A 21,207-nucleotide genomic window follows, 5' to 3' on the forward strand; every position below is an offset into this window, starting at 1 on the left:
TGCGGGCTGTTGTGCGGGACCGGCCGGGGGCGGCACCCTGCCGGTAGCCACGCGCGGGGGAGAGGGCGGCTGATGCACCTGCTGTTCAGCAGCGACGAGGTGGCGCCGGGGGAGGGCCTGGCGGTCCTGGACGAGCTGTACACGACCAGCGAGCATCCGATGCGCATGTTCGCCCCGGCCCCCGAGAAGTTCCGGGCCACCGTGCGCTCCCTGGACCTTGCCGCGGTGAACGTGGTGGAACTGACCGCCTCCCCCTCCGAGGTGGTCCGTACGCCACGGCTGGTCCGGCAGGCCGACCCCGAACTCTCCAGCGTGCTCGTGCCCCTGCGCGGCCGCGTCGGGCTCGGCCAGGCGGGCCGGGAGGCCGTCCTCGGGCCGCGCGAACTGGCGCTCTACGACAGCTCCCGCCCCTTCGAGCTGCGGCTCGCCCCCGGCGGGGAGAGCGCGGCCCTGCTCCGCGCCCACGTGCCCCGGGCCCTGCTGGATCTGCCCGCCGGCCGCCTCGACGGGCTGCTGGGCACCGCGCTCGACGGGCGGGCCGGGGTCGGCGGCCTGCTGACCCAGTTCCTGGCCGGGACGGCCGCCGGCTCCGCCGCGTACTCCACCGGGGACCTGGCGCGGCTCGGCACCGTCGCCCTCGACCTGCTGCGCGCGGTCCTCGCCCACCACCTCGACGCCGAGGACGCCGTACCGGAGGACTCGCACCGGCGCGCGCTGCTGCTGCGCATCGAGGCGTTCGTCCAGCGGAACCTGCACGAGCCGCAGTTGTCGCCCGCGGCCATCGCCGCCGCCCACCACATCTCGTTAAGCCACCTGCACCGCCTCTTCGCGGGCCGCGACACCACGGTGGCCGCCTGGGTCCGCGGCCAGCGCCTGCAACGGGCCCGCCGCGACCTGGCCGATCCCGCGCTCGGCGCGGTCCCGGTCCACCACATCGCGGCCCGCTGGGGCTTCCGCGACCACTCCACCTTCACCCGCGCCTTCCGTGGCGCCTACGGGATGGCCCCCAGGGAGTACCGCCGGAGCTACACCCCCAGGTGAGCGGGCAGGATCCCCTCTGGACCGGTCCGGGCGCCCCCGCGTCCCCCCGGCGTGCGAGTGTGGGGGAGAGGAGCCCCGCCGGCCCGGCCCGCAGAGCCGAACGGAGAAGCCATGGAAGACCCATCCCCCTTCGACGCCCAGTCCCTCCTGGTGGAGAGCGAGACCCTCGACGCCTTCCTCGCCGAAGTGGCCGCCGAGGCCAAGCGCCGCATGCCCGGCGCCAACGGCTGCGGCGTCACCCTGGAACGCGACGGGCGCCCCTACACCGTCGCCAGCGCCGGCAGCAGTGCCCCGCCGCTCGACGAGATGCAGTACACCATCGACGACGGGCCCTGCCTGGAGGCGCTGCGCCACGACAAGGAGGTGTACGTCACGGACATGGCGGAGGAGACGCGGTGGATGCCCTACCCGCCGTTCGCCGTCGATCGCGGCACCCGCTCCTCCCTGTCCCTCCCGCTGAAGGAGCGCCACGGCATGGCGGGCGCCCTCAACCTCTACGCCGAGCGGCCCGGCGCCTTCGCCGAGGCGGACAAGGAGCGGCTGCGGCTGATCGCGGCCCAGGCGTCCGGCGCCCTCGTCCTCGCCGTCCGCATCGCCGACGCCCAGCAGTCCGCCGCCGACCTCCAGGCCACCCTGCGTTCGCGGACCGTCATCGACCAGGCGATGGGCGTGATCATGGGGCAGCAGCGGTGCGGCGCCGACGACGCCTTCGCCTTCCTCCGCGCCGCCTCGCAGAACCGCAACATCAAGCTCCGGGACCTCTGCGTCCAGCTCATCCAGAACGTCACCGGCGAGCCACCGCAGGAGGGCGCTTTCCAGCCGCGCAAGTGAGGAGGGCCACCGGCGCCCCACCTGGCACACGCGACCCCGGGTGATCCTCTAGGGTGGACCCGGGTCCAGCAGCGTGGCCCGTCGCTTCGCGCTGCTCAGGAGATCTTCCGTGGCCCCCACTCCCTTCACGCTGTCCAGTACCACGCGGTCGTGGCCGTCCGCCCAGGTGACGACGGTGCGCCTGACGGGGCACGTGGACGCGGAGACCTGGCCCCGGCTCGCCGCCTGCCTCGAACAGGCGCTGGCCATCTCGGCCGGTCCCTACGTCGCGGTCGAACTCGGCGCCGGCGCCGAACTCTCCGACGCCGCCGCCCGCAGACTGATCCGCCTCGTCCTCGACGGCGCGGGCAACACGCCGCGCCTCGTCCTCACCGGCGGATGGAGCTCCGCCGAGGAGACGGCCCCGGGTCCGGAGCGGACGCCGGCCGGCGCCGGGAGCCAGAGCGAGGCCGAGGTGCACGACCTGCGCGCCAGCCTCCGCACCCGCCCGCTCATCGCCCAGGCCCAGGGCATCCTCCAGGAGCGCTACGGACTGCGCGACGCGGAGACCGCCTTCGACCTGCTGCGCGACAGCTCCCAGCAGCACAACGTCAAACTCCGCACCCTCGCTTCCGTCTTCCTCAGCGCCCCCCGCCCGGCCGACGGCCCCCAGTGGTTCCCCGGGCGCACCCGCGCCCCCGCCCCCGAACTGAACTTCGCCCCCTGGCTGAGACGCAGCCGGGTGCCCCGGAGCGCCTTCGCCGAGGCGGTCCTGAGCACCGCCCTGCGCTGCGTACGGAGTTCGCGCGGGCTCCTGCACGTCGCCGACCCGCTCATCGGCCCCCAGCTGGAGGCCCATCAGGGCATCCCCGACGCCCTCCTCGACCACCTCACCCGGGGCCCGGACGGCGCGGGCCGGGGCCCCGCCACGGACGCCATGCGCGAAGGCAGACGCGGGGCCCTGACCGACGGGCTCGCCGACGCCCGGCTCACCGAGGAGACCCGCCAGGCGCTGCGCGCGGCGGGCATCGGCCACGCCTGGTACGCCCCGCTGCGCTCCGCCTCCGGCGAGAGCTCGGGCGTCATCACCCTGTACGGCCCGCCGCCGGGCCCCGCCCCGACCGAGACCGAGTGGAAGGCCCTGGACCTGGTCGTGGCCCAGGCGGGGGAGTGGCTCGACTGGCACCGCCGCACCGTCATGCTCGACGCCCTGGAGCAACTGCACGGGCAGGGCCGCGCCCTGGCCGGGAAGGGCCGCGGCTGACCGGGCACCGGGTCCGCTGCGGAAGACGGCCTTTCTTTCCCGCATGGTCCGCGAGGTCCGGGGCAGGTTCGACCTGAGGTCAGGCAGCGGCCCACAAGGAGACCACCCGTATCCGGAGGGTTCCATGAGGGATTCCGCCATGTCCGCCGACCGCACCCCTGTGACCGTCGTCCCGCTCGACGTCATCGTCGACCCCGAGAACGAGGAGGCCGTCGAGGCGGAACTCCGCGCGTTGCAGGCGGGTGCGGGAACGAGCGTCGTGGTGGTGCACGTGCGGGCGCGGGTGGTGACACCCCGTGCGCTGCACCTGCTGCTGCGCGCCAGGGAGCGTGCCGCCGACGCGGGCGGAATCCTCTGCGTGGCGGCCCCCGGCCCGGCGGCCCGGCGCGTTTTCCACCTGACCGGGCTCAGCCGCGTGCTGCGCGTGGCGGCGACCGTCACGGGTGCGGTCCGGCGTAACGCCGGTGCGGGCTGCGGTCATCCGGGCAGCGCCTCTCCCCGGAGCCGGGCCATTCCCTCCCCGCGCCGCCCCGGCCCGCCGCGCCCGGCCCGTTCACTGAGCCGACTCGCCCGGCCGGACCGTACGCGCCGCCCCTGAAGGACCGCCGCGACAGGAGCATCACACCCCCCGCACGCCACCCGAAGGAATGATCGATTCCGCGCCGCGCCGCACCGTCCTGCGCGGACTCGGCGCCGGCGCGGCCGCCCTGGCCGGGGCCGGTGCCCTCGGCGCCTGCTCCTCCCGCGAGCCACGGCAGGAGGTGAAGGCGGGGGCCGCCGGATTCACCCTCACCGACCAGCGCGGCCAGAAGATCCGGTTCGACGGTCCGGTCGAGCGGATCGCCACCGCGATCATCCCCGCGCCCTCGATGATCGCCGCCGTCGACGGCTCCCACGCCCGCATCGTCGGCATCAACGAATCCACCCTCCAGGCCAACAAGGAGGGCATCTTCGGCACCCTCTTCCCGGAGTCGAGGAAGACCGCCACCATCGCCGGCGCCGACTTCCTCCCCAACGTCGAGACCGTCGTCGACCTCGCCCCCGACGTGGTCGTCCAGTGGGGCGACCAGGGCGAGGAGGTCATCGCGCCCCTGGAGAACGCCGGGTTCAAGGTCATCGGCCTCACCTACGGCACCCAGGAGCAGATGGAGACCTGGATCAACATCTTCGGCACCCTCCTCGGCAAGGAGAAGCGCGCGAGCGGACTGGTCGACTGGATGCACGAGGAGGACGCGGCCGTACGCAAGCTCGTCGCCTCCCAGGACCGCGCCGGCGACCCCGTCCCCGTCCCCGTCCCCGTCCTCTACCTGCGCACCGCCGCCGACGGCTGGACCACCGCCAACAAGACCCAGTACATGAACCACTGGACCGAGCTGGCCGGCGGCGTCAACGTCGCCCGCGACGAGGCCACCGGCACCCCGCAGGTCTCCGTGGAGCAACTGCTCGCCTGGGACCCGGAGGTCGTCCTGCTCTCCGGCTTCGACCCCGCCACCCCGGCCGCCTTCTACGCCGACAAGCGCCTCGCCGGTCTCCGCGCCGTCCGTGAACGCCGCGTCTACAAGATCCCGCTCGGCGGCTACCGCTGGGACCCGCCCTGCTGCGAGTCCCCTCTGATGTGGCGGTGGACCGCGCAGATCCTCCACCCCGCCCTCGCCCGCCGCATCGGCCTGCGCACCCGGCTCGCCGAGACCTTCCGGAAGCTGTACGGCCACCGCCTCACCGAGGCCGAGGCCGACGCCGTCCTCCACCTCGACCTCAACGCCAGGAGCAGCGGCTATGACGGCTTCCGCGCCTGAGGCCCCGGCACCCGCGGGCCGGGCCGGGGAAGCGGAGCGGCGGGCCGGGCGCCTCCCGGGCCGCCTGCGCCTGCCGCTCCTCGCCGTCCTCACCCTGCTGGTCGCCCTCGCCGCGCTGGCGCTGGGCCGCTACGTCGTCCCGCCCAACGAGATCGTCCGCCTCCTGGCCGGACAGTTCCTCCGCGTCGACCGCACCTGGACCGGCAACGAGGAGACCGTCGTCCTCGACGTCCGCCTGCCCCGCGTCCTGCTCTCCCTGCTGGTCGGCGGCGGCCTCGCGCTCGCCGGCGCCGCCCTCCAGGGCGTCTTCCGCAACCCGCTGGTCAGCCCGGACGTCATCGGGGTCGCCTCCGGCGCCTCCTTCGGCGGGGTCCTCGCCATGCTGCTGGGCATCGGCTCCCTCGGCGTGGTCACCGGCGCCTTCGGCTTCGGCCTGCTGGCCCTGGCGATCGTCATGTGCATCGGGCGGCTCGGCAGCGGCAGCCCCGTCCTGATGATCGTCCTCGGCGGCACCGTCACGGCGGCCTTCTTCTCCGCCCTGGTCTCCTTCGGCAAGTACGTCGCCGACCCCGAGTCCCAGCTCCCCTCCATCGTCTTCTGGCTGCTCGGCTCGCTCGCCACCGCCACCTACGCCAAGGTGGTCACCGCCGCCGTCCCCGTCCTGCTCGGCGCCGCTGTCGTCCTCGCCCTGCGCTGGCGGCTGAACATCCTCTCCCTCGGCGACGAGGACGCCACCGCCCTGGGCGTGCCGCCACGGCTGACCCGGACCGTGCTGCTCTGCGCGGTCGCCCTGATGACCGCCGGTTCGGTGGCCGTCGCCGGGCTGGTCGGCTGGGTCGGCCTGGTCGTCCCGCACCTGGCCCGGCTGCTCACCGGCAGCGACCACCGCGTGCAACTCCCCGCCGCCTTCCTCATCGGCGGCGCCTCCCTCACCGCCATCGACACCCTCTCCCGCACGCTGACCGCCTCCGAGATGCCGCTCGGCATCCTCACCGCGATCATCGGCGCCCCCTTCTTCGTCGTCCTGCTCGCCAGGTCGCGCAACCGGATGTGGTCGACGTGAACCCCGACTCCCGCACCCCGGCGGCGGATCACCCGCCCCTGGTCGAGGCCAGGGGCCTGGGCCACCGCTACACCAAGGACCGCTGGATCTTCCGCGGCGTCGACGTCGAGGCCCGCCCCGGCCGCGTCCTCGGCGTCCTCGGGCCCAACGGACGCGGCAAGTCGACCCTGCTGCGCCTGCTCGCGGGAGTCGCCCGCCCCACCGAGGGAACCGTCACCGCGCACGCCCCGGTGGCGTACGTACCGCAGTCGCACGCCTCGCCGTTCACCTACCCGGTCACCGACATGGTCCTCATGGGCCGCTCGCGCCACCTCAAGGCGTACGCCACCCCCGGCCGCCGCGACCGCGAACTGGCCGAGGCGGCGCTGCACCGGGTGGGCATCGCGCACATAGCCCACCGTTCGTACGCCGAACTCTCCGGCGGCGAGCAGCAGATGACGCTCATCGCCCGCGCCCTGGCCGCCGAGTGCCGGCTGATGGTGCTGGACGAGCCGGTCTCCGCGCTCGACCTGCGCAACCAGGCCCGCGTGCTGACGCTCCTCCAGGAACTGGCGGCCGACGGCCTCGGCATCGTCCTCACCACCCACCACCCCGACCACGCCCTCCACCTCGCCGACGACGCCGTCCTCGTCCTCGGCCCCGACGACGTCCGCACCGGACCCGCCGCCGCCCTCCTCGACGCCGAGGCACTCGGCGAGCTGTACGGCCTGCCCGTCACCACCGCCCAGGTGACCGGCCCGCGCGGCCCGCGCACCACCGTCGTCCCGGACCTGGGCCCCGCCCGCACCGGCCTTCCCCGCCCCGCCCGCTCCCAGGAGACCCCCGCATGAGCGCCGTCCGCGCCGTCACCATGGGGCCCGCCCCGGCCACCCCGCCGGGCAGCCCCCGCATGAGCACCCACCCGCGCCCCGCCCCCGTCGACGTCTACGACCTCACCGAGGAACTCCTGCTCGGCGGTACGGTCAAGGGGCTGACGATCACCGGCAACGCCGACCAGATCCACCTCCAGCGCCAGGCACCCCTGCTGGAGGAGTTCGTCCGGCGCGGCGGACGCGTCCTCGTCAACGGCCACGTCGTCCGCCCCTTCCTCCCCGGCCTCACCCCGTGGCGCGCCCTCGACCACCGCGGCCCGGCCGACCTGGTCATCACCCCCGTCACCCCGCACCCCGTCTTCGAGGGCGTCGACCCGGCCGAACTCCTCTACCGCACGGGCGTCCCGGGCACCCCCACCGGCGAGGAGCTGACCCGCGTCGGCGTGGCCGGTTTCTACGGGCGCGGCTACCAGACCCACCTGCCCGAGGGCGCCACCGTCCTCAACGGCATCGGCCCGCACGCCCTGCCCGTCGACGTCGTCCACCCGCTCGGCCGGGGCCAGGTCATGGTCCACGCCGGCAACGACCTGCTCTCCTTCTGCGACCCCGACCGCTCCACCCGCCACCTCGGCCCGCGCCTGCTCGCCTGGCTCGAAGGGACCCTCTGATGCCCGCCCCCGCCCCCGAACCGGCCCTCGGCTTCCTGCACGGCGGCTCCTTCAGCCAGCTCGCCACCCTCGCCGACCCGGCCGTACGCCTCTGGCGCCCCCGCGAGATCTACCTCCCGGACGCCACCGAGGCCGACTTCGCCGGGCTCACCACCCTGATCGTCTCCGACCGCCTCCACCTCGGGCTGCTGCCCCGGGTCACCGCGTGGGTCAACGGCGTCGCCGAACGCGGCGGCACCGTCGTCGTCCTCGGCGAGAACGGCGACTGCTCCTGGGTGCCGGGCCTCGGCGCCCTGACCCCCGCCGAGGTCAACTTCTGGTGGTGGCGGCTGCCCGACGGCGACAACGGCGTCCGCCGCGCCGCCGAGGACCACGAGGCCTGGGCCCACCTCACCCCGCGCGCCGTCCGCTGGCACTACCACGGGCTGCTCACCCCGCCGCCGGGCGCCACCGTCCTCGCGTACACCGACCACGAGACCGCAGGCGACCCCGCCACCGAGCAGGTCCTCCTCTACGAGGACCGCGTCTCCACCCCCGGCCGCCTCCTCGTCATCACGATGGACCCGGTGTACCACCACGGCTCCCGCTTCATGCCGGGCGCGACCCAGCTCCTGCTCGGCCTGCTGCGCTGGACCGGCGTCAAGAGTTGAAGGAACGACCGGGCCCAACTCCCGTTCCCGCGCGATGTATTGACAACAGATTTCGAAGGTTTTACTTTTCCGTCACCTGAGAGCGCTCTCAGGCCGGGCTCTCGCACCCTCTGTCCCGGTTCCGCGGCGCGCCCCCCACCCTGTTCCCCCGGCTGTCCGCGGCCGCCTCCGACGAGCCCGTCCCCACGACGACACGAGGTGCCCCATGCCAACCCCCCGATCGCGGCCGGCCGCCGCGGTGGTCCTCGCCGCCGCACTCGCCGCCGTGAGCCTCGGCCCGGCCGCGAGCCCGGCGTCGGCCGCCACCGTGCCCGTGGGCGCCGGGAGTTACTCCGACACCCGGCCGCCCGGCACCACCGGCCCCACGACCAACACCGGCGCGCCGGTCACCCCGAAGGTCACCGAGGCCGCCAAGGACAAGCCGGTGCCCACCAACGACTGGTGGTCCTCGCTCGCCTTCCAGCGGTACGACGACAACCCGTACTCCACCCCCATGTACGGCCACCCCCTCACCTACCAGGCGGTCTCCGGCGGCCTGGAACTCGGCTACCCGACCAGCCCCACCGTCGTGGGCGAGGGCCGCCAGTACGAGTACGCGCACAAGGCCGACCTGACCCTCGGCCTGAGCGGGCTCAACTCGCCCGACACCAAGGCCGACGACTGGTCCGACTGGACGGTCACCCCCTACTGGTCCGACGGCGACCGCACCCTGCGGACCACCATCGGCCACGGCATGCCCTTCGTCTACGCCGAGGGCGAGGGCGGCGACGCCCGTGTCACCACCGCCGGGACCCCCGACGTCTTCGCCGACGACGGCAACGTCGTCGGCATCACGGTCGCCGGCCACCACTACGCCCTCTTCGCCCCGACCGGCAGCGACTGGAACGTCTCCGGCACCGACATCACCGCCGGCCTCGGCGACAAGGACTACTTCTCCGTCGCCGTCCTGCCCTCCACGGACGCCCTGGAGACCTACCGGAAGTACGCCTTCAGCTTCGTCACCGGTTCACAGGTCGACTGGAACTCCTCCGGCGGCACGGTCGGCGCCACCTACGAGCTGACCACCGAGGCCAAGGAGGGCACCGAACGCGGCACCCTCCAGGCGCTCTACCGGCACCAGTGGATGCACACCACCGACGCCCTCACGCCGTACACCTACGTCTCCCCCCGCGGCACCATGAAGGTCCGTGAGGGCACCTCCTTCACCACCAGCCAGAAGGCCGCCCCGGTCCTGCCCGGACTGCCCGGGAACGACGCGGTCGAGACGGACCGGCTCCGCGGCTACCTGGCCGAGGTCGCCGACTCCTCCGACCCGTTCTCCGGCGCCTCGGACACCTACTGGACCGGCAAGGCCCTCGGCAAGCTCGCCCAGCTGGTGCCGCTCGCCGACCAGATCGGCGAGACCGCCACCCGCGACAAGCTCGTCGGCCTCCTCCAGGACCGCCTGGAGGAATGGTTCACCGCGGGCGGGGCGAGTGAGTTCTCCTACGACACGGACTGGAAGACCCTCACCGGCTACCCGGCCTCCTACGGCAGCGACAGCGAACTCAACGACCACCACTTCCACTACGGCTACTACGTCTACGCCGCCGCGATCGTCGCCCAGTACGACGCGGACTGGGCCGCGGACTCCGCCTGGGGCGGCATGGTCAAGACCCTGATCCGCGACACCGCCAACCCGAGCCGCACCGACGACGCCTTCCCGTTCCTGCGCGGCTTCGACGTCTACGCCGGCCACAGCTGGGCCTCGGGCCACCAGGGCTTCGCCGCCGGCAACAACCAGGAGTCCTCCTCGGAGTCGACCAACCTCAGCGCCGCCCTGGTGCTCTGGGGCTCGGCCACCGGCGACTCCGACCTGCGTGACCTCGGCAGCTACCTGCTCGCCACCGAGGGCGAGTCGATCGCCCAGTACTGGTTCGACGCCGACGAGGAGGTCTTCCCCGGCGACTTCGGCCACGACACGGTCGGCATGGTGTGGGGCAGCGGCGGCGCGTACTCCACCTGGTGGACCGCCAACCCCGAGGAGATCCACGGCATCAACGTCCTGCCCGTGACCGCGGGCGGCTCCCTGCACCTGGGCGGCCACAAGGACGCGATCCGGCGCAACATCGCGGAGATGGAGCGCGAGAACGGCGGCCCCGCCGAGGAATGGCGCGACATCCTCTGGGAGTTCGAGTCCCTGGCCGACCCCGGCGCCGCCAAGGCCAAGTGGGACGCCGGCAACGCCGGATACACCCCGGAGGCAGGCGAGTCCAAGGCCCACACCTACCACTGGCTCACCACCCTGGACACCCTCGGCGCCCCTGACCCCTCCATCACCGCCGACCATCCGACATCCGCCGTGTTCAGCAAGGACGGCACCCGCACCTACGCCGCCCACAACCACGGCTCCGACCCACTGACCGTCACCTTCTCGGACGGCCACGAACTCACGGTGCCGGCCCGGTCCACGGCGACCGGAACCGGCTGACCTGCCGAGCGCTGCATGGCGCGCCGCCGTCCACGTCCCGGGAGTTCAGGGACGTGGACGGCGGCGTCATGGGCAAGTGTCGGGTCCCGCTGGTCGGGAAGAGGTGACGGACCTCTGGGGCCCGTCACCATCGGCTCAGAAGAGCCAGCTGACGAGTTCGTTGACCAGGACACGGATCACCGTGCTGACCACCACGCGTGAGACCTCGACGAGGACCTCACGACGCAGGACGAACTTCCGCAGGAATCGCGACATTGTCTCTCCGTGGCGTCCTTCTGGGGCGAGGTTCTCGCGCCACATCCCTCGCGAGGGTCGTGGGTTCAACCTGCCCTGTCGGCCGGAGAGCCAATGAGATTCCGCGCACCTCCCAGAGAGGCGTGCAGCGGTAAGTACTCTAAGCGATAGCAAAATTGGTCTGGCCGCGGTTGACCGAATTCACCTCCGCCCGTTTTACCGAGCCCGCCCGCACCCGCCAGTGACAAGGAGCGCCATGCCTCTGGATTCCCGAATCTGGGGCAAGGGGGCCGGGCTCGGCAAGGACGCCCACGGTGGGGATCACGCGCATCCTCTGGTCTGTCACCTGCTCGACACGGCGGCCGTCGCCGAGGTCGTCTGGGACGAACTGCTGACCGAGCACCAGCGAAACATCGTGGCGGCGGCACTGCACGTCACGAACGAGCAGGCGCGAGCGATTGCGGCATTCTGGGCCGGGTTGCATGACATCGGGAAGATTCGTGTGCCCTTTCAACTGCACGAGAACGGACCGAGGCGCGGGGACAGCGGGAAGACACCGCGGGCCCACGAGCTGAGCGTCGAGCCGGGGTACGCATTCGGGGACCAGGCCGCGCGGGACGGACAGTCGCACGAAGCGGCGGCCCACTGGTGGCTCGCGGGGGCCTTCCAGGAGATCGGCTATCCGTCGTCGCGGCGGCGTCCGCAGTCGCAGCTCAGCCACGCGGTGGCCCAGCTGCTCGGGGGGCACGGCGGGCGTTTCCACCCGGTGGTCCACGAGAAGGACGCGCGGTGCCCCCTGGCGCGTCACCCCGGGCTGGGTGCCGGCAGCTGGGAGGAGCAGCGCCGGGTCCATTTCGACGAGGTGCGCCGAGTGGTCGGGGCGACGTCGGTTCCGCAAGGCCGGATGACACCGGAAGCCGCTGTCGTGCTGACCGGAGTGGTGACCTTGTCCGACTGGCTGGCCAGTGTCGAAGAGGGAATCCGGGCCCGGCTCAGGGAAGAGGGATGGGCCGGCACACCCGAGGACCTGGACGCGTACTGGCAGGTCGCCCGGGCGGCGGCTCCCGGCCTGCTGCGGCAGACGGACCTCCTCGGGACGGGCTTCGCACAGCCCCCGGCCCCAGCTCCGGGTATGGAATCCGGTCTTCTGGCGAGCATGGCCCGGCAGGTGCCCGACCTGATGGCCGAACAGGGGCCGGGCATGGTCGTCGTGACGGCCGCACCGTCGGAGGAGCGTACGGAGGCGATCCTTCGCGCGGCGGCGGTGCTCGGGCACGCGGCGAACGCCCGGGGCCTCTTCTACGCGCTGCCGACCGGGTCGGCGGCAGACACGCACATGGCGCAGGTGAACGATTTCGCCGAGCGGGCACTGACCGGCCCCTGGCGCTCGCTGCTGCTCCACAGCTCCTCCCGGCTGAAGCCGGCGGAAGCCGCCGCCGGGTGGGCACATGCCCAGATGACCGACGAGATCAACGCGGAGCCTGGTGAAGAGTGGGTCGCGTCGGCGAACAGCTGGCTCAACTCCCATCACCGCGCGCTCCTGGCCGCGCTCGGCACGGGGACGGTGGACGAACTCCTCCAGGCCGTCCTGCCGGTGAAGTTCAACGTGATGAGGCTCTTCGCGCTCTCCAGCAAGGTCGTCGTGGTGGACGAAGCCCACGCCCGGGGTGCCTGGGGACACCAGTTCATGCTCCGCTTCCTGGAGTGGGCCGCCGCGCTGCGGATTCCCGTGGTCCTGGCCGCGACGGCGGCGGACCGGTCGGTGGACGCGATGCTGGCTGCCTACCGGCGGGGCGCGGGAGGAGGCAGCGAGCCGGTGGAGCAGCCCCGCCGGTTGCCCGCGTGGTCGTTCGTGGACGCCGGCTCCGGAAAGGCGCACCTGCCCCAGCAGCCTGCCGGGTCCTGCCGGGACAGCACGCTCAGCATCACCGTCGTCGACGGGACGCCGTACGCCGAGATCCGGGCGGCTCTGGCGCCGATGGTCGCGGCCGGCGAGGGCAGGGCGGCTGTCTACCGGCCGACGCCCGCCGAGGCCGTCCGTACGTTCCGCCGGCTCAGCGAGGATCTGCCCGGGGCCCAGGTGATCCTGATCCACGAGCAGATGCGCAACAAGGACCGGTGGCGGCGTCTCGCGGCCTGTCGGCGTGCCTTCGCCGCTGAGGGCGGGGGCTGTGGGCCCTCCGTCCTGGTGACGACGCCGATGCTGGAACACTCCCGGGGCCTGCCTGCCGACCTCGTCGTGTCCGGCCCCGCACCCCTCGCCAACCTCTTGGCCCGGGCCCCGCAGAGCGGGCGTGACCGGTCGAGGCTGGTGGTGCTCCGGGCGGACGCCGCGTCGGTACTGGACGACCCCGCGCTGGTGAGACGCACCGCCATCCTCCTGGGGGCCGGCAGGGCGATCGCTCTGCCCGGAGACCTCGCCGAGTTGCTCGACGAGGTGTACGCCGACGAGTTCGCCGACAGGCTCGGGGGGACTGCGGCGCGTGAGCTCCGGCAACTCGACAATCGGCGCGTGGTGCGTGAACGCAGAGCGAGCGGTACGGCCCGTTGGCTCGCGGTGCCGGGGCCCCGGGAACTCGACGGTGACCTCGCCCTGCTGAGCCGCGATCACCCAGGCCTGGAGCCCGAGCTGCTTTCCTCCGTGCTCGGTGAGGAGCTGGCTCATGTCGTCTGCCTGTACCCCGGAACGGACGAGAAGCGCACGTCACCGCGTTATCTGGAGTATGGCGTCCCGGGGCAGAAACTCGATCAGCCCGGCAAGAAGAAGAGGCCGAAGCCGGGCCAACTCGTCCCCCACCTGATTCCCGTCCCGAAGCGAGTCGCCGAGACCGTGGAGGGGGATGCCAACGAGACATGGCGCAACATGGCCGCCCTCAAAAACGTCATCCGGCTGAACATGACAGAAGAGGGCGGTGAATGGGTCCACTTCAGCTCGGAGTACCGATTCTGCATGACTGAAGATGGCCTGATAATCGATCAGCTGCCATAAACTCCCGCACCGCCCCGGACGTCCGTCTACCATTCGGGGACGTCCGACCACGGGGGGAGGGACGTGGCCGAGCGCGCGTCCGATCTGATCGACCAGCCATGGATTCCGGTGGCATGGCTGGAGGAGAAGTCCGGCCCACCGCAAGTGAGCCTCAGAAGCCTTTTCCTGCGTGCCCGGGAGATTCGCACTTTGCTGATCCCGGAAGCCCCGACGCACTCGGCCCTTCTGCGCGTGCTGTACGCGCTCACCGCCCGGATCACAGCCCTGGACGAGGCCGGCCCCGGGAGCTGGGGGGACCGGCGGGAGGAAGTCCTTGAGCGGGGTTTCTGTGCGGAGAGCTTCGAACTCCCCGACGGCCGCAAGGCCGGCATCGCCGGCTACTTCGACCGGTGGGCCCACCGTTTCGACCTCTTCGACAGCGAGCGCCCCTGGCTCCAGGACCCTCGCCTCCCCGACCAGTGCGACCGGAACCAGACTGCCGGGCTGCACAAGCTGGCCATGAGCCGGTCGGCGGGCAACAACCACTCCTGGTTCGGGCACCGGGGGGACGACAAGCTCGTACTCCCCACCGTGTCGCAGGCCGCGCTGTCGCTGCTGACCTGGCACTACTGGGGATCTCCCGGTGGCCTCTCCCGGCGGGCCGTCGGCCAGGTGAGCCACCACTACGCGAAGGCGTCACCCCTGCGTGGCGCCCTGTCGTACCACCCGGAGTGCGACAACCTCTTCCTGACCCTGCTGGCAGGTCTCACCCCGCCGGACGGCGACGTGAGCCGGCAGACCGACCTCTGCCCGTGGGAGCGGGAGGATGTGCCGGACCCGCTCGCACCGATGGCCGAGCCGCTGGGCCCCTGCTCACGACTGACCGCCTGTTCACAGCACGCGCTGTACCTCGTCCCCGCCGATGACGGCGAGCACGCGGCCGACGCCTACATCACCTGGGCGTACCACGCCGAGCGGCTCCGGCCGGAGGACGACTATCTGATCTGGGACATCGGCAAGGACGGAGAGACCTCCCCCCGGCTGGCACGCTCCTCCCGTTCCCTCTGGCGGGACGTCGACGCCCTGCTGCTCAAGCAACTGGACGACGCTAGCCCCATCCAGCCGAAGGTCATGGACCACGCCTTCGACGTCAGTGAGTACCTGCGGGTGCGGGCGCTCGGATTCGAACAGGACACCAGCCAGTCGGCCAACTACCAGTACGTCGACTCCACGACGCCGGTACTCCTTTCCCGGGTGGAGGAAGACGTGGTCAGCTCCGACCTGCCCGTGCGCCAGCTCCGTGAACTCGGCGAGCTTTTCGGGGGCCGGCTGGAACATGCTACGAAGGAAGCCTGGCTCACGTACACGGATGACAAGAAGAACAGCCCCGGCGCCTGGCTGGACGCGGTGGCGGCGCGGTACTGGCCGGCGGCGGAGGACGAATTCTGGTCGGCCTTCCGGAAGTTGTCCCGCTCCGACGCTGCTGTGGACCCCGCCTTCGACTTCGACGCCGCGTGCCGGGCCTTCGGGCGGCATGCCCTCGACGCGTACGAGGCGGTGACCGACTCCGTGCTCCGCACCCCACGGGGCGTGAAGGCCGTCACGGGGGCGAAGGCGATCATCCTGGCGGCCTTGCGCGACCCGCGCAAGGCGATGCGGCAGGCGAAGACCCGCAGGACGCCCAAGAAGTCGTGACCCGCGTTCACCGACCCGAGGACGGACAGTGACATTCCCAGCCCCTGACGCGAGCACACGCCAGACCCCTCGTGCCTCGTATGCCGCTTTCGCCCAGGACATCGAACGCCTGTGCCGCGCGGACCCCGGTGCTCGCGGGGCCCTGCGAGCGGGCCTGCGCCGCGATCTGGACCACCCGCGCGTCCGTGTCATGCACCGGCTGCTGACGCCGCGCCTGCCGGAGGAGTGCGACGACAGGACGGCACAGGCCCACTACACGGTGGCCGCACTGATCGCGGCCCAGCCCCGGCACGCCTTCGCCCTCGGCCAGGAGGACGACGAGGACTCCGCCGACGAACAGGGGCAGGAGGTACTGGGGGAGAGCGGCGAAACCGACGAGGCGGCCACCGCGTCACAGCGCACCCCGTACGGCACCTCCTTCGGCGCCGCCCTCGGACAAGCCGTCACGGCGAAGGGCACCTCGATGCGGCTGAGCGCCGCGGAGAGCCGCGTCAATCTGCTGACGAGGCAGAGCCCCCGCGGCCTCCACCTGCACCTGCCCTCCGCTGTGAACCAGGTGCGCGCCACCGACACCGCTGTCGACTGGGGGCAGTTGCTGGCGGACCTCGTCCACTGGCCCACTCACGCGGGGCAGATCAGTCGCCGCTGGTTGCAGGACTTCTACCGGATCACCGCCGCAGCGGACCAGGACTGACCTTCTCACCCACAGGAGACCCCCGATGGACCCCAGGCCACGCTTCCTCGACATCCACATCATCCAGCCCGTGCCGTACGCGAACCTGAACCGGGACGACACCAACTCGGTGAAGACCATGCTCTACGGGGACGCCCTGCGTACCCGTATCTCCAGCCAGTCCTGGAAGCGGGCGGTTCGCGAGCACTTCCAGAACGAGCTGGGCGACAACGCGCTGCGTACGCGCCGCATCGGCGAGAGGGTCGCCGAAGTGCTCCGGGGACGTGGGTGGGACCAGGCGCTCGCTGAACGGGCAGGCGCCCATGTAGCGGCGGGGAGCAGCATCAAGTGGGAGGTGGCGAAGGGGAAGGACAAGCAGCCCATCACCAACAAGGTCCTGACCAACGCGCTGGTCTACCTCCCCGAGGACGCCGTCGAAGAACTGGCAGACATCGCCGAAGCGCACAAGGACTCGCTCACCACTGACTTCACCGGCAAAGGGAAGAGCAAGCCGGAGAGTGCTCTGAAGGGGAAGATCGACAAGGTTCTGCTCAGGAGGAACGGCGTCATCAACCTCTTCGGCCGCATGCTCGCCGAGGTCGATCAGGCCGGGGTCGACGGGGCCGTCCAGGTCGCGCACGCCTTCACCACGCACGCCACCGAGGTCGAACTCGACTACTTCGCGGCCGTCGACGACGTCACCGCCACGAGGGACGACGAGACCGGCAGCGGTCACATGGGCACCGCGGAGTTCAGCACCGGCACCCTGTACCGGTTCGCCACCATCGACCTCCAGGAACTCACGAAGAACCTGAGCGACGACAACGACACCGCCGTCGGCGCCGCCCGCGACCTCGCCGGCCAGTTCCTGCTCTCCTTCATCGAGTCGCTGCCGCAGGCCAAGAAGAACTCCACCGCCCCGCACTCGCTCCCGCACCTGGTACACGTGGCGGTCCGCTCCGACCGCCCCCTCTCCTTCGCCGCGGCCTTCGAGGAGCCCGTCCGGTCCGCCGAGCAAGGCGGGTACGTCACGCGCTCCGTCGAAGGTCTGGACGCCTACTCCAAGGCCGCGAACACCCTCCTCGGCCCCGGCCGCGTCCTGCACGCGGCACACGCCTCCCTCCAGTTCGACAAGCTGGAGCACCTCGGAGAGCGCCAGCCGTCCTTCGCGGCTCTCGTCGCCGCGGCCCTCGACGCGGCGCTCACCGAGGCACCGCAGTGACCGGGAAGCACTCCTCCGGGCTGTTGTTGCGGCTGGCGGGACCGCTTCAGTCCTGGGGCACGCACAGCAAGTACCTGTGGCGCGACACCGCCCGGTTCCCCACGCGCTCCGGCGTCGTGGGCATGCTGGCCGCCGGACTCGGGCGGGAGCGCGAGGCTCCCGTGGACGACCTCACGGCACTGTCGATGACGGTACGAGTCGACCGCCCCGGCGTTGTACTGACCGACTTCCACACCGTGGGCGGGGGGCTGCCCGCCGACGAGACGGTGATCACCGTCGACGGGAAACGCAGGGGCGAGGGCAAGGGCACGCTGGTGTCCAAGCGCCAGTACCTGGCCGACGCGGTCTTCACCGTCGCCCTCACCTCCGACGACGCGGAGCTGCTCCACCGGTGCGCCGCCGCTCTGCGTGACCCGCACTGGCCGCTCTTCCTCGGCCGCAGGTCCTGCCCGCCGGAGGGCCCGATTCTGCTGGGCACCGTGGAAGATCCGCTGGACCACCTGGTGCGGCTGCCACTGGCGGCCAGGAGGCCGCGCGGCGGCCCGCAGCCCACCGAGTTCTACGGCGACAGACCGCTCGGGGTGCTCCCCGTCGTCTCCGACGCCCCGGACCGGGAGGACGGGGATCACCACAGCGGCGAAGTCGCCGACGAGCCACTGTCGTTCGCGCCGCTGGGCCGTCAGTACCAGCCCCGGCCGTTGTACCGGCGCGCCGTGCGCCTGCCGGATGCCACGTACGCGGGCTTCGGCACCAGGTACCTCGAAAGGCTCCGCCACTACATCGACCAGCACGTCGTCGCACCGGAGAGGAGCGCCCGGTGACCCTGTGGCTGACCCGCATCGTGCCGTCGCCCCGTTCCCGGGAGGCCCGACGGGACCTCGCCGGCAGCGACCAGGGAATCCGGCTCCACCGGCGCATGCTGCTCATGTTCCCCGACGGTGTCGAAGGCCCGCCCCGGGCCGCGTTCGGAGTCCTGTTCCGGGCCGAGGAGAGCCGGTCCGGACCGCGCATTCTCCTCCAGAGCCACACGGAGCCTGACGCCTCCCGCCTGCCGGGCGACTACGGCAGTGTCGAGACGCGCTCTCTCGACACCCTGCTGTCGAAACTGCACAAGGGGATGATCGTCAACTACCGCTGTGTGGCCAACCCCGTCCGGAAGCCGGGCTCCGCCTCCCGGGAGGCCTACGGGCTCCCGCCCGTCGTCGCCCTGAGCGGCAATGCCGCCGTGGAATGGTGGGAACGCCAGTCGAGCGCGGCCGGACTGGAAGCGCTGCACATCAACGCCGAGCCGCTCCCGGCGGTACGTGGCCGTCAGCGCACCAGCGGCCCCGCCGCGGAACGACGCATTCGGCACGCCCGCACCCAGTTCGACGGATCGGCCCGCGTCCTCGACGCCGAGCTTCTTCGCGAGAAGCTCGCCACGGGCATCGGCCGGGGCAAGGCATACGGCTGCGGGCTGCTCAGCGTCGCTCCCGCCCGGTGAGTTCATCCGCTCGACGCGATCCCGGTGGTGTCGCCGCGCCCCGTCCCCGGCCCGCTCAGGGGTAGGCCCGAAGGGGAGATGGGGCGCGGCGGCACCCTCGCTCAGATGTCCCGGAACGTCTCGATCTGCGCCCCCACCGAGTTGAGGCGTTCGGCCAGGTCCTCGTAGCCGCGGTTGATGACGTAGACGTTGCGCAGGACCGAGGTGCCCTCGGCGGCCATCATGGCGAGGAGGACGACGACGGCGGGGCGCAGGGCGGGCGGGCACATCATCTCGGCGGCGCGCCAGCGGGTCGGGCCCTCCACCAGGACGCGGTGGGGGTCGAGGAGCTGGAGGCGGCCGCCGAGGCGGTTGAGGTCGGTGAGGTAGATGGCGCGGTTGTCGTAGACCCAGTCGTGGATGAGGGTCTGGCCCGAGGCGGCGGCGGTGATGGCCGCGAAGAACGGGACGTTGTCGATGTTCAGGCCGGGGAACGGCATGGGGTGGATCTTGTCGATCGGTGCCTCCAGCTTGGAGGGGCGCACGGTCAGGTCGACCAGCCGGGTACGGCCGTTGTCGGCGGCGTACTCCGGGGTGCGGTCGTGGTCCAGGCCCATCTCCTCCAGGACCGCCAGCTCGATCTCCAGGAACTCGATCGGTACCCGGCGCACCGTCAGCTCGGACTCGGTGACCACGGCGGCGGCCAGCAGGCTCATCGCCTCGACCGGGTCCTCCGAGGGGGAGTAGTCCACGTCGACGTCGATGACGGGGACGCCGTGCACGGTCAGCGTGGTGGTGCCGATGCCCTCCACGCGGACGCCCAGCGCCTCCAGGAAGAAGCAGAGGTCCTGGACCATGTAGTTGGAGGAGGCGTTGCGGATGACGGTGACGCCGTCCTTGCGGGCGGCGGCCAGCAGCGCGTTCTCGGTCACCGTGTCGCCGCGCTCGGTCAGCACGATCGGCTTGTCGGAGGGCTCGGGCGTCTCCACCTCGGCGTGGTACAGCCCTTCGGTGGCGGTGATGGCCAGGCCGAAGCGGCGCAGCGCGATCATGTGCGGCTCGATGGTGCGCGTACCGAGGTCGCAGCCGCCGGCGTACGGCAGCTTGAAGCGGTCCATGCGGTGCAGCAGCGGGCCGAGGAACATGATGATGGAGCGGGTGCGGCGGGCGGCCGTCTGGTCCATGCCGGCCATGTCCAGGTCGGCGGGCGGGACGATCTCCAGGTCGTGCCCGTCGTTGATCCAGCGGGCCCGCACGCCGATGGAGTTGAGCACCTCCAGCAGGCGGTAGACCTCCTCGATGCGGGCGACCCGGCGCAGTGTGGTGCGCCCCCGGTTCAGCAGCGAGGCGCAGAGCAGCGCGACACAGGCGTTCTTGCTCGTCTTGACGTCGATCGCGCCGGACAGACGTCGCCCGCCGACCACCCGCAGATGCATCGGCCCGGCGTAGCCCAGAGAGACGATCTCACTGTCCAGAGCTTCACCAATTCGAGCGATCATCTCAAGGCTGATGTTTTGGTTGCCGCGTTCGATGCGGTTGACCGCGCTCTGGCTGGTGCCGAGCGCCTCGGCGAGCTGCGCCTGTGTCCAGCCGCGATGCTGACGGGCGTCACGGATGAGCTTGCCGATGCGTACCAGATAGTCGTCTGCCATGCCCGCAGGCTATCTCAGATATGAGATGCCAGCCTGTTGGGGGGTCCGTTCGGGTGAGGCGCCCGTACGGGGCCCTGGAGCCACGGCGTCTGACGGCGAGTCGGGCAGTCGGCTGCCCCCGTGTCCACCGGCTGGCAGACTCCGCCGCATGACCACACAGGGGGAGACGACGGGACGGTACGGCGCGGGGGAGGAGGAGGTGCCGGCCTGGGTGACGCTCGGCCTCCTCGGGGCCTGGGCGCTGCACGACGTGGAGGAAGTGCTGGCGATGCGGTACTGGCCGGCCCGGGTGCCCGAGTTGCGTGAGCGGTTCCCCCAGGTGCCGGAGCGGCTCTGGCGCGAGATGGCGGAGCTGGACGTACGCCGCTTCGGCCTCGCGGTGGCGGGTGTCGGCCTCGTCGTCGGCGCGGCGGCCGTCGAGGGACGCCGCACGGGCGGCCGTTCGGCTGTCTACCAGTCCGTCCTCGACGGTTTCGGCCTGCACGGACTGGTCCATCTGGCCCAGTCCGCCCTCGTACGCGGCTACACCCCCGGCGTCGCCACCACCCCGCTCCTGGTCCTCCCGTTCACCCTGGCGGCCCGCACCCGCCTACGCCGCGCCGGACTCCTGCGCCCCACCCGGGCCGGGGACGCGGCGCTCAGCCTGGGGCTCGCCGGGGTGGTGACGGCGGGCGCCCATGTGCTGGCGCGACGGCTGAGCGGCGGGCGGGTGCGCGCCTGACGGCCG

Annotated in this window: 18 protein-coding genes; 17 read left to right on the forward strand and 1 reads right to left on the reverse strand. The window is 72.0% G+C overall.

Annotated features, from left to right (window positions below):
• Window positions 1-72 precede the first annotated feature (72 nt).
• From IF45_RS0112295 to cas6e, 16 genes are all read left to right on the forward strand, one after another.
• Window positions 73-1,041 (forward strand): helix-turn-helix domain-containing protein, encoded by a 969-nt coding sequence (locus IF45_RS0112295; RefSeq protein WP_174905209.1) that lies wholly within the window; start codon window positions 73-75, stop codon window positions 1,039-1,041.
• A gap of 111 nt (window positions 1,042-1,152) precedes the next feature.
• Window positions 1,153-1,872 carry a GAF and ANTAR domain-containing protein gene (locus tag IF45_RS0112300; protein WP_030307350.1) on the forward strand — a complete coding sequence of 240 codons (720 nt, stop codon included), beginning with the start codon at window positions 1,153-1,155 and terminating at the stop codon, window positions 1,870-1,872.
• Between the two features lie 109 nt (window positions 1,873-1,981).
• Window positions 1,982-3,115: a GAF and ANTAR domain-containing protein gene (locus IF45_RS0112305; protein ID WP_015506910.1), complete on the forward strand. Its 1,134-nt coding sequence runs from the start codon at window positions 1,982-1,984 to the stop codon at window positions 3,113-3,115.
• A gap of 139 nt (window positions 3,116-3,254) precedes the next feature.
• Entirely contained in the window at window positions 3,255-3,713 is a 459-nt protein-coding gene (locus IF45_RS0112310) for an STAS domain-containing protein (protein ID WP_015506909.1), read from the forward strand.
• Window positions 3,714-3,762: 49 nt separating this feature from the next.
• Window positions 3,763-4,911, forward strand: coding sequence for an ABC transporter substrate-binding protein (locus IF45_RS0112315; RefSeq protein WP_030307353.1), 1,149 nt, complete (start codon window positions 3,763-3,765; stop codon window positions 4,909-4,911).
• Window positions 4,892-5,974, forward strand: coding sequence for a FecCD family ABC transporter permease (locus IF45_RS0112320; RefSeq protein ID WP_030307355.1), 1,083 nt, complete (start codon window positions 4,892-4,894; stop codon window positions 5,972-5,974). Before IF45_RS0112315 ends, IF45_RS0112320 begins: the two co-directional genes overlap by 20 nt.
• Window positions 5,971-6,804 carry an ABC transporter ATP-binding protein gene (locus tag IF45_RS0112325; RefSeq protein WP_242534249.1) on the forward strand — a complete coding sequence of 278 codons (834 nt, stop codon included), beginning with the start codon at window positions 5,971-5,973 and terminating at the stop codon, window positions 6,802-6,804. Before IF45_RS0112320 ends, IF45_RS0112325 begins: the two co-directional genes overlap by 4 nt.
• Window positions 6,801-7,454, forward strand: a complete 654-nt coding sequence (locus IF45_RS0112330; RefSeq protein ID WP_030307359.1) for a hypothetical protein — start codon at window positions 6,801-6,803, stop codon at window positions 7,452-7,454. The genes IF45_RS0112325 and IF45_RS0112330 overlap by 4 nt, the downstream gene beginning before the upstream one ends.
• Window positions 7,454-8,104, forward strand: coding sequence for a hypothetical protein (locus IF45_RS0112335; protein ID WP_030307361.1), 651 nt, complete (start codon window positions 7,454-7,456; stop codon window positions 8,102-8,104). The genes IF45_RS0112330 and IF45_RS0112335 overlap by 1 nt, the downstream gene beginning before the upstream one ends.
• A gap of 205 nt (window positions 8,105-8,309) precedes the next feature.
• Window positions 8,310-10,574 carry a glycosyl hydrolase gene (locus tag IF45_RS0112340; protein ID WP_030307365.1) on the forward strand — a complete coding sequence of 755 codons (2,265 nt, stop codon included), beginning with the start codon at window positions 8,310-8,312 and terminating at the stop codon, window positions 10,572-10,574.
• A gap of 490 nt (window positions 10,575-11,064) precedes the next feature.
• Entirely contained in the window at window positions 11,065-13,797 is a 2,733-nt protein-coding gene (locus tag IF45_RS0112350) for a CRISPR-associated endonuclease Cas3'' (protein ID WP_030307367.1), read from the forward strand.
• Between the two features lie 63 nt (window positions 13,798-13,860).
• Window positions 13,861-15,471, forward strand: a complete 1,611-nt coding sequence (gene casA / locus IF45_RS0112355) for a type I-E CRISPR-associated protein Cse1/CasA (protein ID WP_030307368.1) — start codon at window positions 13,861-13,863, stop codon at window positions 15,469-15,471.
• A 28-nt stretch (window positions 15,472-15,499) separates the two neighbouring features.
• A complete protein-coding gene (gene casB, locus IF45_RS0112360; protein WP_078842870.1) occupies window positions 15,500-16,165 on the forward strand; it encodes a type I-E CRISPR-associated protein Cse2/CasB in 666 nt (221 codons plus the stop codon).
• Window positions 16,166-16,190: 25 nt separating this feature from the next.
• A complete protein-coding gene (gene cas7e, locus IF45_RS0112365; RefSeq protein WP_030307371.1) occupies window positions 16,191-17,366 on the forward strand; it encodes a type I-E CRISPR-associated protein Cas7/Cse4/CasC in 1,176 nt (391 codons plus the stop codon).
• On the forward strand, window positions 17,363-18,187 hold the full coding sequence (gene cas5e / locus IF45_RS0112370; RefSeq protein WP_030307373.1) for a type I-E CRISPR-associated protein Cas5/CasD: 825 nt from the start codon (window positions 17,363-17,365) through the stop codon (window positions 18,185-18,187). Before cas7e ends, cas5e begins: the two co-directional genes overlap by 4 nt.
• Window positions 18,184-18,849 carry a type I-E CRISPR-associated protein Cas6/Cse3/CasE gene (gene cas6e, locus IF45_RS0112375; protein WP_030307375.1) on the forward strand — a complete coding sequence of 222 codons (666 nt, stop codon included), beginning with the start codon at window positions 18,184-18,186 and terminating at the stop codon, window positions 18,847-18,849. The genes cas5e and cas6e overlap by 4 nt, the downstream gene beginning before the upstream one ends.
• A 101-nt stretch (window positions 18,850-18,950) precedes the next feature.
• On the opposite strand, the gene IF45_RS0112380 is transcribed toward cas6e, so the two are convergent.
• Window positions 18,951-20,480 (reverse strand): helix-turn-helix domain-containing protein, encoded by a 1,530-nt coding sequence (locus tag IF45_RS0112380; RefSeq protein WP_018469489.1) that lies wholly within the window; start codon window positions 20,478-20,480, stop codon window positions 18,951-18,953.
• A gap of 148 nt (window positions 20,481-20,628) precedes the next feature.
• Here IF45_RS0112380 and IF45_RS0112385 point away from each other — a divergent pair, with 148 nt between their 5' ends.
• A complete protein-coding gene (locus tag IF45_RS0112385; RefSeq protein WP_037637927.1) occupies window positions 20,629-21,201 on the forward strand; it encodes an HXXEE domain-containing protein in 573 nt (190 codons plus the stop codon).
• The last annotated feature ends 6 nt before the right edge of the window (window positions 21,202-21,207 follow it).

Origin of the sequence: Streptomyces albidoflavus (assembly GCF_000719955.1) — a bacterium.
Classification (GTDB): domain Bacteria; phylum Actinomycetota; class Actinomycetes; order Streptomycetales; family Streptomycetaceae; genus Streptomyces; species Streptomyces albidoflavus.

Bases quoted from the DNA above. Each gene is read 5' to 3' on its own strand.
- IF45_RS0112295 (WP_174905209.1), top strand. From the start codon at position 73: ATGCACCTGCTGTTCAGCAGCGACGAGGTGGCGCCGGGGGAGGGCCTG.
- IF45_RS0112300 (WP_030307350.1), top strand. From the start codon at position 1,153: ATGGAAGACCCATCCCCCTTCGACGCCCAGTCCCTCCTGGTGGAGAGC.
- IF45_RS0112310 (WP_015506909.1), top strand. From the start codon at position 3,255: ATGTCCGCCGACCGCACCCCTGTGACCGTCGTCCCGCTCGACGTCATC.
- IF45_RS0112315 (WP_030307353.1), top strand. From the start codon at position 3,763: ATGATCGATTCCGCGCCGCGCCGCACCGTCCTGCGCGGACTCGGCGCC.
- IF45_RS0112320 (WP_030307355.1), top strand. From the start codon at position 4,892: ATGACGGCTTCCGCGCCTGAGGCCCCGGCACCCGCGGGCCGGGCCGGG.
- IF45_RS0112330 (WP_030307359.1), top strand. From the start codon at position 6,801: ATGAGCGCCGTCCGCGCCGTCACCATGGGGCCCGCCCCGGCCACCCCG.
- IF45_RS0112335 (WP_030307361.1), top strand. From the start codon at position 7,454: ATGCCCGCCCCCGCCCCCGAACCGGCCCTCGGCTTCCTGCACGGCGGC.
- IF45_RS0112340 (WP_030307365.1), top strand. From the start codon at position 8,310: ATGCCAACCCCCCGATCGCGGCCGGCCGCCGCGGTGGTCCTCGCCGCC.
- IF45_RS0112350 (WP_030307367.1), top strand. From the start codon at position 11,065: ATGCCTCTGGATTCCCGAATCTGGGGCAAGGGGGCCGGGCTCGGCAAG.
- cas7e (WP_030307371.1), top strand. From the start codon at position 16,191: ATGGACCCCAGGCCACGCTTCCTCGACATCCACATCATCCAGCCCGTG.
- IF45_RS0112380 (WP_018469489.1), bottom strand. From the start codon at position 20,480: ATGGCAGACGACTATCTGGTACGCATCGGCAAGCTCATCCGTGACGCC.
- IF45_RS0112385 (WP_037637927.1), top strand. From the start codon at position 20,629: ATGACCACACAGGGGGAGACGACGGGACGGTACGGCGCGGGGGAGGAG.